The sequence below is a fragment of the Actinomadura fibrosa genome, from assembly GCF_900659615.1.
Lineage (GTDB): Bacteria > Actinomycetota > Actinomycetes > Streptosporangiales > Streptosporangiaceae > Spirillospora > Spirillospora fibrosa.
Genome location: NZ_CAACUY010000280.1, coordinates 1 through 10,373 on the forward strand (window position 1 = coordinate 1; position 10,373 = coordinate 10,373).

A 10,373-nucleotide genomic window follows, 5' to 3' on the forward strand; every position below is an offset into this window, starting at 1 on the left:
GGCCGTGGCGCTGACCGCGGCCGGCCACGCGGCGGCGGCGCCCGCGGGGCTCGCCGTGTCCGCCGCCGCGACCGTCCTGCACGCCGCGTACCTCCGGATGCGATCCGGATTTCGTTCTTGACGTCGGGCCTGGTCGGCCTTACGTTCTGGAAAGCGCTTCCAGAAAGCGCTTTCCAGCCACCCCCAACCCCCACCCTTGGACGGCCGGAATGACAAGACTGAGATGGTGCCTGCTGGCGATCGCGACGCTGCTGGCGTCCGTCCTCGCCGTTCCACCGGCGAGCGCCGCGCAGGATCCCGCCCCGATCCTCGATCCGATTCCCGACGATCCCGCCCCTTCCGGCCTCGGCCTCGTCCTCCAGGAGGTCGCCCGGCTGCCGAAGTCGGAGCCCTCGGCGCCGCCCACCGACCCGCGGCTGGTGCGGTGGAACCGCATCAACCACGTCGGCGAGCTGCCGGACGGGTCGGGGCGCCTGTACGTGCCCGACCTGAACGGCAAGCTGTACTTCCTCGACAAGAAGACCCGCACGCCGAGCGTGTACCTGGACGTCAAGGCCACGTTCGACCCCGACTTCTTCTCGGCGGCGGGGCTCGGCCAGGGCTTCGGGTTCGTGGCGTTCCATCCTGACTTCAAGCGGAACGGCAAGTTCTACACGGCCCACGTCGAGGCGGGGAACGCGCTCACCACGAAGACCCCCGACCTGACGCCGCAGCCGAAGACGGGCTTCCACGGCGTCATCGACGAGTGGACGGCGACGGACCCGAAGGCCGGGACGTTCAGCGGGACGCACCGCGAGATCCTGCGCATCGGGTTCTCCGGCCGCATCCACAACGTCCAGCAGATCGACTTCAACCCCAACGCCAGGCGCGGTGACGCCGACTACGGCAAGCTCTACCTGGCGGTCGGCGACGGCGGCAACGGCAACGTCGGCGACAACGGCGGCGACCCGCAGAACCTCGCCGTGCCGCAGGGCAAGATCCTGCGGATCGACCCGTCCGGGACGAACAGCGCCAACGGCAAGTACGGCATCCCGGCGGACAACCCGTTCGCGGGGCAGGCGGGCAAGGTCGGCGAGATCTACGCCTACGGGATGCGCGACCCGCACCGGTTCAGCTGGGACACCGGCGGGAGCCACCGCATGTTCCTCGCCCACATCGGCGAGCACGAGATCGAGTCGATCCACCAGATCGACGCGGGCTCGAACCTCGGCTGGAGCGAGCGGGAGGGCGCGTTCACGTTCCGGAAGGACGACCGCTGCCACCTCTACCCGCTGCCCGCGGACGACGCGAAGTACGGCTACGACTACCCGGTCGCGGCGTACGACCACGACCCGCCCGCGAACTGGGACTGCGCCAGCGACACCGGCCACGCGATCTCCGGCGGCTACGTGTACCGGGGCAAGCTGCCCGCGCTGCGCGGCAAGTACCTGTTCACCGACATCGTGGACGGGCGCCTGTTCTACACGAACGAGCGGGAGATGAAGCAGGACCCGACGGGTCAGAAGCGCGCGCAGATCTACCAGCTCGCCGCCTACGACACCGCGGGCAACCCCGTCACGATGAAGCAGCTCGCCGGCGACAACCGCGTCGACCTGCGTTACGGGTCGGACGCCAAGGGCGAGTTGTACCTGCTCGCCAAGGCCAACGGGAAGATCTGGAAGATCGTCGGCACGAAGCAGTACGCCGGGTGCAAGCCCGGGCCGAAGCGCGTGAGCCACGTGGCCGCGGCGAAGAACTGGGCGCCGGTCACGCCGTCCAAGTGGAGGTTCCCGGGACGGGAGGTCATCCTCGCCGAGGAGGGCGTCCAGCGTCCGGGGCCGCGCCGCCCGTTCGAGTACGCGGTGCTGAAGTCCGGCCCGGTGTTCGCGTCGGCGAGGATCGACGCCGAGGTCCGGCTCGACACCCCGGTCGAGATCAGCAACCGTGACGTGATCATCGTGTTCGGCTACCGGGACGACACGCACTTCTACTACGCCCACCTGTCCAGCGACAACACGATCTACCCGCACAACGGGATCTTCGTGGTGAACGGCGCCGACCGGCTCCGCATCGACCAGCAGTGGAACGCCAACCGGTCGCACGGCGCGCCGCCCGCCATCACGGACGAGAAGTGGCACGGCGTCCGCGTGACGCACTGCGCGGGCACCGGGGAGATCGCCGTGTACGTGGACGGCGGCGCCCGCCCGGTCATGACGGCGCTCGACACGACCTTCGGCTCCGGCCGGGTCGGGTTCGGCTCGTTCGACAACATCGGCCGGCTCCGCGACCTGACGGTCCGCGGCACGCCCGCCGAGTAAGGCCAAGCAGCAGGCCCCTCCGGACGGGCGGCGCCGACGCCGCCCGTCCGGGGGCATCCAAGGAGACGACATGAAAGCTCGTCGCGGCACGGCGGTCCTCGCGACCGCCCTGATCGGCGCCTCGCTCGCCACCGCCGCCGCCCCCGCGCAGGCCGGCGGCGCACCGGGCGTGTTCCCCACCCTGAAGAAGAACGTCGTGGCGTACTACGACTTCGAGCACCCGGTGTTCGGCGACCCGTCCCGCGAGCGGGACCTCGGCCGGTCCGGGACGACGATCAGCCTGATCAACGGCGGTCAGGCCATGCGGGTCCGGGACGGCGCACGCAGGCACGTCATCCAGACCAAGCAGGTCAACCCGGAGATCGCGGGCAATGACGACTGGAAGGCGGGGATCTACTCCGCGACCGGCGTCCCGTCCCTGCGCGCGTTCAACGCGGCCCGCGGCGCGACCGTCATGGGCTGGTTCAAGGTGACCGGCGCGAGCCATCCGAACCCGAACTCCAACACCCCCGACCCGAACGACCGCTTCAACGCGGTCGGGCTCGCCGGGCTGCTCAGCGGCGACTCCGACGGGCACGGCGTGCGCGCCCTGCTGGAGATCATCGACGTGTCCGGCACCCAGCGCGTCGTCGCGCTCGGACGGCGGATCGACGGCGGCAGCTCGCAGACGTTCGCCGCGAACGAGGACTGGCGGACGATCCTGCCGGTGGGCACCTGGGTGCACCTCGCCGCCACGTTCGACTTCGACACCGGCGCGATGGCGCTGTACAAGGACGGCCGCCCGCTGCCCGGCTTCCTCACCGTCGCCGGGGACCCGTGGAAGCTGGAGGGCGATCCGGAGCCGGACGTCACGTCCGCCACCGACCCCCGCGGCATCAAGATCGGGGGCAGCTACCCGCAGAACACCCGCGAGCAGAATCCCTGCAACTGCCGCATGGACGGCCTGATGTTCCTCGACCGCCCCGCGACCGCGTGGGAGGTCCTGCACCAGTACAAGTACTCGCGCCGCTGACCGCTTCCCCGCGCCGCCGGTGATCCGTCCGGATCGCCGGCGGCGCTTCACGCGCTCCTCGCCCTGTAGAGCCCCTCGTCGGTGGCGAGCACAAGGGTGCCGTCGTGGGCCAGCGCCAGATCGTTGACCGGGGCGGGAACCCCCACGCGCTGGGACGGATCGGGCGACGCGGCGTCCCAGAGCAGCGACTCGTCCGGCCGGTCGCGCAGGACGGCGGCGACCACGACGCGTCCCGCCACGGACGCCGCGGCCAGCTGCTCGCACGTCCCCGGGACCGCCAGCGCGGCGACCCGCTCGCCGTCCAGCCGCCGGACGAGCAGGTCGGCCCCGTCGGGCTGCACCACGAGCGCCCCGCCCGGCCCGGTCTCCGGCCCCGGCACGAGCGCCGCGTGGCGGCAGCCGAGGGACGGCAGCCGGGCGACCTCCTCGCCGCGCTCCACGTCCAGAACGCGGACCTGGTGCGCCTCGGCGGCGTCCGCGAGGTCCGCGTGCTCGGTGTCGCAGGTCAGGGCGATGAGGGGGCCGGTCGCGGGCAGGTGGTGCAGCAGCAGGCGGTCGATCGCGGACCAGTGGCCCAGCCACACGCCGAACTCGCCGAGCTCCTCGCCGGTCGCCGTGTCCCAGACGACGACCCCGGCGTCGTGCGCGGGGCCGAACACGGCGACGACGGCGCCGCGCCCGCCGTGCGCGGCCAGCCCGATGAGGTCGGGCTGGGTGGCGCGGTCCGGGTCCAGCGCCAGCTCCGCGCCCGTCCGCAGATGGTGGACGTGGACGCGGTCGCGACGCGTCCACGCCACGACCGGACCGGACGGCGCCCCGACCGGGCCAGGCAGCGCGCCGGCCGGGCCGGGCAGCGCGCCGAACGCCCACTCGGCGCCGTCGTCGGGGAACTCGGGGATCGGCGGGCCGAGCGGCGCGCCGGTGGCGAGGTCCCATGCGCGCCCCACGTTGGCGCCCTCCCCCGGACGCGAGGCGAACGCCAGCGCGTCCCCCGCGGCCGTCACCGCGACCCCGTCGAACGCGCCGGGCGCCAGCGGCTCCGCCGGCACGTTTCTGATCATGTGACGGAGCGTAGGCCATCGCGCGCAGATCGTTCCGGGGAGCGACACTATTCCAGTGGTCGCGCCACCACCCTCTACCCCGCGGACGTGTCGGTGGGACGGGCTAGGTTGCCGCGCAGGACTTCGGAGGAGGGCGCATGGGTGCGTGGGGCTACGGGCCGTTCGAGAGCGACGCGGCGATGGACTTCACCGGCGGGCTGGCCGACCGGACGGCGCGCGACGTGCCCGGCCGGCTGCGCGCGGAGATGAGCGCGGTCCTCGACCGCGACGGCTACCTGGACGGCTCGGAGGTGGAGTCGGCGCTCGCCGCCGCCTGCCTCGTCGCCGCGCGGGCCGACCCGTCCGTGCCCATCGCGGGGAGCGCCCGGAAGTACCTGGAGGAACTCGACTTCATCGCGGACGACGAGTTGCGGGCGCTCGCGGTCCGCGTGTTCGCGCGGGCGGCCGACCCGTCCGACAACGAGTGGTACGCCCTCTGGGTCGACAGCGGCGCGCTGGACAAGGCCGAGGCCGCCCTCGCCCCCTACCGCGCCGCCCTGGCGTAGCGGCCCCGGTCAGGCGCCCGCGAGGTCGCGGAGGCGGGCGGCCGTCTCCTCCGGGGGGACGTCGTTGATCCAGGCCGCCATGCCCGACTCCGAGCCCGCCAGGTACTTGATCTTGTCGGCGGCGCGGCGGACGGAGAACAGCTCCAGGTGCAGGCGGACGAGGTCGCGGCCCTCGCCGACCGGCGCCTGGTGCCAGCCCGCGACGTACGGGAGCGGCGTCCCGTACATGGCGTCGCAGCGGCGCAGCAGGTCCCGGTAGAGGACGGCGAGCTCGTCGCGCTCGGCTCCGGTCAGCGCGACCATGTCCGGGACGTGCCGGTGCGGCATCAGGTGCACCTCGACCGGCCAGCGGGCGGCGGCGGGCACGAAGGCCGTCCAGTGCTCGCCCGCGGCGACGACGCGGGCGCCCGCGCGCTCGGCGGCGAGGACGTCGGCGAACAGCTCCCCGCCGGTGGACGCGCGGTGCCGCCCGGCCGCCGCCAGCATGGACGCGGTGCGCGGTGTCACGAACGGGTAGCCGTAGATCTGCCCGTGCGGGTGGTGGAGGGTGACGCCGATCTCGACGCCGCGGTTCTCGAACACGTACACCTGCGCGACCTCGGGCAGCGCCGACAGCTCGGCGGTCCGGTCGGCCCAGGCCTCGATGACCGTCCGGACGCGGTGGACGGGCAGCGCGGACATGGCCGCGCCGTGGTCGTCGGTGAAGCAGACGACCTCGCAGCGCCCCGCGCCCCGCCCGCGCTCGAAGATCGCCGCGCCGTCGACGGCGGGCGTCACGCCGGGCGTGCGGAGGTCGAACGACGGGAAGCGGTTCTCGAACGCGACGACGTCGTAGGACGGGTCCGGGATCTCGGACGCGGGACCGCCCGGGCACAGCGGGCACTGGTCGGCGGGCGGGAGGAACGTCCGCGTGTTGCGGTGCGCCGTGATCGTGACGTGGTCGCCGGTCAGCGGGTCGCGGCGGGTCTCGCACAGCGGCTCCACCGGCGGCAGGCCGCGCGGATCGGGTACGGGCACGCGGCCCGGCTCCTCGTCGTAGTAGACGATCTCGCGGCCGTCCGACAGCCGCGCGCGCGTCCGTGTGACCTGCAACGTCGCCCCATCCATCGTCGATCTTGCCCCACCCTAGCGTCAGCGGGCGGCCACTCCGCCCGACTCCGCCTGGTGGACGGCGAGGACGTGCCGGACCAGCGTCGTCAGCACCTCCTTGCCGGACGCGCGCTCCCGGACGTCGCACAGCACCACGGGGGTGTCGCCGCCCAGGTCGAGCGCCTCGCGGATCTCCTCGGCCGTGTAGTCGTAGCCGTCGTCGAAGCAGTTCACGCCGATGACGAACGGCAGCCCGCGGTTCTCGAAGTAGTCGACGGCGGGGAAGCAGTCGGCGAGGCGGCGGGTGTCGGCGAGCACGACGGCGCCGAGCGCGCCGTAGGACAGCTCGTCCCACATGAACCAGAAGCGGTCCTGGCCGGGCGTGCCGAACAGGTAGAGGACGAGGCCGTCGCGGATCGTGATGCGCCCGAAGTCCATCGCGACGGTGGTGGTGCTCTTCTGCTCCACGCCTTCGAGGTCGTCGACGCCGACGCCCTGGTCGGTGAGGAGCTCCTCGGTCTGGAGGGGGCGGATCTCGCTGACGGCGCCGACGAGCGTCGTCTTGCCGACCCCGAAGCCCCCGGCCACGAGGATCTTCACCGCGACCGGCGCCGCCGGGACGGAGCCGGCCGCGGGGTCGCCGCCGCCTTCGGGGGCGGCCCCCCAGTCCCCCGGGGCGTGCGCGGGGTCAGAGGGCTTGGAGTCCATGGAGCACTTCCCTGAGCAGACGTTCCTTGGAGAGCTCGCTCTCCGGCTGGGGGCGGGTCACGGCGATGAGCCGGTGGTGGAGCAGGTCGCCGAGCAGGACGCGGACGACGACGAGGGGGAGCCCCATCCTGGCCGCGATCTCCGCGACCGGCTGCGGCTGGAGGCACATCTCCAGGATGTCGACGTGCTCGGGGCCGATCCCGGGCGTCCCCGCGCGGGGCCGCGCCGCGGTCGACACTATCGTGATCATGTCGAAGGCCTCGTTCGTGGCAGGCCGGGCGCGCCCGCGGGTGAGCGCGTAGGACCGGACGATCGGCCCGGCCTCCTCGTCGAGCCATTCGCTGCCAGGACCGCTCATCGACCGTTCACGTGTCCTCGATGTCGAGGGACTCGGCGCGGCCGCGCCTCGTGCCCTGCTGGATGGACGACATCATCGCCCGGACCTGCTCGGGCGACCGGTCGGCGCGCGGCTCGGGTGCGGTCGGGACCTGGGCCGCGGCCTCCTCTCGCAGTTGCGTCGCGAGGTTCTCCTGCCGGACGCGCTTCGGCAGCGCGGGACGGTCGGCGCCCGCCCGCGCCTCGCCCGCGGGCCGCCGCCTGACCTCGCGCGGCGACCGCGGGATGCGCTGCGGCGCCGAGCGCGGCCGTTCCAGCTCGGCGTCGAAGGACGGGTCCGGCGCCTTCTCCGCCTCCCGCTCGCCGGGAATGTCCCCCCACGGGGACGGCGTGCGGCGCGGCGGCGGGATCGGCCCCTGCGGCGGTTCCTCGAACACCGGCCGGGGCCCGTTCGCCTCGCCCCCACCGTCCGTCCCGGCCGCCCGGGTCGTCTCGGACGCCCGCCCGGACGCGCCGTCGTGCGTCTCACCGGAGACCACACCATCACGCGGCGCCCCGCCGGACGAGCCGTTGTGCGGCGCCCCGCCGAAACGACCGGAAAGCGCGTCGTCGGACGACGACTCGCCGAACCCGCCGCTCAGCGCATCATCGCGCGGCGAGCCGCCGAACCCACCGGACAGGGCGTCATCGCGCGGCGGGACACCGGACTCACCGCTCAGCGCGCCATCACGCGGCGGCCCGCCAAACCGGCCGCTCAGCGCGTCATCGCTCAGCGAGGCACCGGATCCACCGCTCAGCGGCTCCTCGGACGGCGGCCCGCCGCGGCGGCCGGAGAGCGCGTCGTCGGACGGCGGCTCGCCGAATCCGCCGCCCAGCGTGCCGTTGCGGGGCGGCTCGCCGAAGGCGTCGGGCTGCGGTGGGGTGGTGAAGCCGGTGGGCCGGGGTGGGGCGAGTTCGGGGCGCGGGGGGTGGCGGCGGGCGCCGACGACCGTGCCGACCGGGACGAGGGCGTCCGCGGCGCGGCGCGTGGCGATCGCCGGAGCGGCGGTGTCGAAGCCCTCGGCGTCACCGCGGACGACGAGCTCCTCCGGCAGCAGGACGATCGCGGTCATGCCGCCGTACGGCGACGTCCGCAGCGTCACCTTGATGTTGTGCCGGCGCGCGAGGCGGCCGACGACGAACAGGCCGAGCTGCGCGCTGTCGGACAGGTCGAACTCGGCGGCGGTGGCGAGCCGCTCGTTCGCGGCGGCGAGGCTCGGCTCGTCCATGCTGAGGCCGCGGTCCTCGACCTCCAGCGTGAAGCCGTGCGAGACGGCCTGCCCCTGCACCTGGACGGTGGTGTGCGGCGGGGAGAACGCGGTGGCGTTCTCGATCAGCTCGGCGAGCAGGTGGATGACGTCGGCGACGGCGGAGCCGACGATCGCGGCGCGCGACATCGGCGCCACGTTGACGCGGGTGTAGTCCTCGACCTCGGACGCGGCGGCGCGCGCCACGTCCACGATCGCGACGGGGCTGCGCCAGCCGCGGCCGGGCGGCTGCCCGGACAGGATGATCAGGCCCTCGGCGTGCCGGCGCATGCGGGTGGCGAGGTGGTCGACGCGGAACAGGTCCTCCAGGTCGTCGGGGGCCTCCATGCGCCGCTCCATGGCGTCCAGCAGCTTGAGCTGGCGGTGCAGCAGCGTCTGGCTGCGCCGGGCGAGGTTGACGAAGACGTCGCTGACGTTGCGGCGCAGCGTCGCCTCCTCGACCGCGCTCTGGATCGCCGTGCGCCGGGCCGCGTTGAACGCGTCGCCGACCTGGTCGATCTCGCGGGTGCCGAACGCCAGCGGCGGCGCCTCGGCGGCCACGTCGACCTCCTCGCCGCGCCGCAGCCGCCGGATCACGCCGGGCAGCCGGACGTCGGCCAGGTCGATCGCCTCGCGGCGCAGCCGGGCCAGCTCGCGGATGACCGACCGGGCCACCCAGACGGCGATGACCAGCGACGCGAGCACGGCGCCGAGGCCGAGCACGCCCGCCAGCACGACGCGGGTGATGATGCCGTCCGAGATCGGCTCGGCGCGCCGCTCGGCGCCCGCGGTCACCGCGAGCTCCAGCCCGCGGAGCCGGGTGAGGTTCGAGTCGGCGGTGGTCTTCCACAGGACGCCGGACGTGGTCCCGCCGCGGACGAGCCGCGCGGATCCGACGAACCGGTCCTCCAGCGTCCGGAGCCGGGCGTATTCGGGCATCGCGATGACGCGCTCGTAGTACGCCTGGTCGGAGCTGCGCAGCTCACCGGCCGCGAAGCCGTACAGGGAGCGCTGCGTCCCGACGAGCTTGACGAACTGGGCGTGCTCGGCGGGGGTCATCCGGCCGGCGGCGAGCGCGCCGGCGAGCAGCGCGTCCTCCTGCGCGAGCGCCTCGCGGGCGCGGCTCAGCGACGCCTGGTTGCGGGCGTCCTTGGCGACCTCGGAGTTGTCGAGCGTGGCGAGCGAGCCCTGCAGCGACCCGATGTCGGCGAGCAGCGCGGTGTAGTCGGCGAACGCGCGGTTCCGGTCCGTCGTGCCGGAGTCGATGGCGCGGCGCCCGGCGTCGAGCGCGTCGAGCCGCCCGAGGATCGTCGCGGCGAGCCGGCGGGCCTGGACCGGCGCCACGTCCCGGGCCGCGGCGTCGCGGGCGAGCGAGCGGAACAGCTCGGCCTGCCGGTCGGTGACCAGGCGGCCGGACTCCATGGACGCCCGGTCCACCTCGGTGCGGCTGCCGAGGTACACCATCGACAGCCGACGCTCGGCCTGGAGCGCGCTGCCGAGCGCGCCCGACGGGTAGCCGTAGTGGTCCTGCACCGTCTTGACGTGCCGGAGGTTGAGCCCCTCGCCGAGCGCGATGCTCGCGGCGAACGCCCACAGGACGCCGAGGGAGACCACCGACACGGTGACCATGAGGATGACCTTGAAGCGGATGGACCGGAATCGCGCGCCCTTGGGCCCCGTCCGGCGGCGGCCGGCGGCTGCGTCCAGGGGGCGGCCTCGATGTGGCACTTCGGCTGAACTTTCGCTTGGCGGACGAGCTTGCGACGATGACGGAGCGGCCCGCGCGCATGACGGAGCGCTCGCGCGGAACGACGGAAGCCTAGAACGACCGGAACCGTGTGTCGACAGTTTCCGACTCATCACATTAAGTGCGCACGTTGAACCGAAAATGCCCCTACCATCTCCCAGCGTGATGGTTCGCACACCACATGGACATGATCATCGCGCCGGCGCCCCCGCCCGGCCGCGGACGCCGCTCGCGTCCGCCCGGCCGCGGACCGCGTTCACCCGGCCGCGGACCGCGTTCACCCGGCCGCGGG

General features: G+C 73.7%; 8 protein-coding genes. 3 read left to right on the top strand and 5 right to left on the bottom strand.

Annotated features, from left to right (window positions below):
* Positions 1-209: 209 nt before the first annotated feature.
* Together E1300_RS42725 and E1300_RS42730 are read left to right on the top strand one after the other, a co-directional pair.
* The gene (locus tag E1300_RS42725; protein ID WP_131762990.1) at positions 210-2,297 is read left to right on the top strand and encodes a PQQ-dependent sugar dehydrogenase; all 2,088 of its coding nucleotides are present in this window, start codon (positions 210-212) and stop codon (positions 2,295-2,297) included.
* Between the two features lie 70 nt (positions 2,298-2,367).
* The gene (locus E1300_RS42730) at positions 2,368-3,309 is read left to right on the top strand and encodes a hypothetical protein (RefSeq protein ID WP_131762991.1); all 942 of its coding nucleotides are present in this window, start codon (positions 2,368-2,370) and stop codon (positions 3,307-3,309) included.
* A 47-nt stretch (positions 3,310-3,356) separates the two neighbouring features.
* Here E1300_RS42730 and E1300_RS42735 read toward each other — a convergent pair whose 3' ends face one another.
* A complete protein-coding gene (locus E1300_RS42735; protein WP_131762992.1) occupies positions 3,357-4,370 on the bottom strand; it encodes a hypothetical protein in 1,014 nt (337 codons plus the stop codon).
* 137 nt (positions 4,371-4,507) lie between these two features.
* Between E1300_RS42735 and E1300_RS42740 the strand changes: the two genes are divergently transcribed.
* Positions 4,508-4,915: a DUF4259 domain-containing protein gene (locus tag E1300_RS42740; RefSeq protein ID WP_131762993.1), complete on the top strand. Its 408-nt coding sequence runs from the start codon at positions 4,508-4,510 to the stop codon at positions 4,913-4,915.
* A 9-nt stretch (positions 4,916-4,924) separates the two neighbouring features.
* On the opposite strand, the gene galT is transcribed toward E1300_RS42740, so the two are convergent.
* The 4 genes from galT to E1300_RS42760 are packed head-to-tail and all read right to left on the bottom strand — an operon-like array spanning position 4,925 to position 9,963.
* The gene (gene galT, locus E1300_RS42745) at positions 4,925-6,007 is read right to left on the bottom strand and encodes a galactose-1-phosphate uridylyltransferase (protein WP_242619757.1); all 1,083 of its coding nucleotides are present in this window, start codon (positions 6,005-6,007) and stop codon (positions 4,925-4,927) included.
* A gap of 39 nt (positions 6,008-6,046) precedes the next feature.
* On the bottom strand, positions 6,047-6,712 hold the full coding sequence (locus tag E1300_RS42750) for a GTP-binding protein (protein ID WP_131762995.1): 666 nt from the start codon (positions 6,710-6,712) through the stop codon (positions 6,047-6,049).
* Entirely contained in the window at positions 6,693-7,070 is a 378-nt protein-coding gene (locus tag E1300_RS42755) for a DUF742 domain-containing protein (protein WP_131762996.1), read from the bottom strand. Before E1300_RS42755 ends, E1300_RS42750 begins: the two co-directional genes overlap by 20 nt.
* Positions 7,071-7,077: 7 nt before the next feature.
* Entirely contained in the window at positions 7,078-9,963 is a 2,886-nt protein-coding gene (locus E1300_RS42760; protein ID WP_165503247.1) for a sensor histidine kinase, read from the bottom strand.
* Positions 9,964-10,373 lie beyond the last annotated feature (410 nt).

Bases quoted from the DNA above. Each gene is read 5' to 3' on its own strand.
- E1300_RS42750 (WP_131762995.1), bottom strand. From the start codon at position 6,712: ATGGACTCCAAGCCCTCTGACCCCGCGCACGCCCCGGGGGACTGGGGG.
- E1300_RS42730 (WP_131762991.1), top strand. From the start codon at position 2,368: ATGAAAGCTCGTCGCGGCACGGCGGTCCTCGCGACCGCCCTGATCGGC.
- E1300_RS42760 (WP_165503247.1), bottom strand. From the start codon at position 9,963: ATGGTCACCGTGTCGGTGGTCTCCCTCGGCGTCCTGTGGGCGTTCGCC.
- E1300_RS42735 (WP_131762992.1), bottom strand. From the start codon at position 4,370: ATGATCAGAAACGTGCCGGCGGAGCCGCTGGCGCCCGGCGCGTTCGAC.
- E1300_RS42755 (WP_131762996.1), bottom strand. From the start codon at position 7,070: ATGAGCGGTCCTGGCAGCGAATGGCTCGACGAGGAGGCCGGGCCGATC.
- E1300_RS42740 (WP_131762993.1), top strand. From the start codon at position 4,508: ATGGGTGCGTGGGGCTACGGGCCGTTCGAGAGCGACGCGGCGATGGAC.
- E1300_RS42725 (WP_131762990.1), top strand. From the start codon at position 210: ATGACAAGACTGAGATGGTGCCTGCTGGCGATCGCGACGCTGCTGGCG.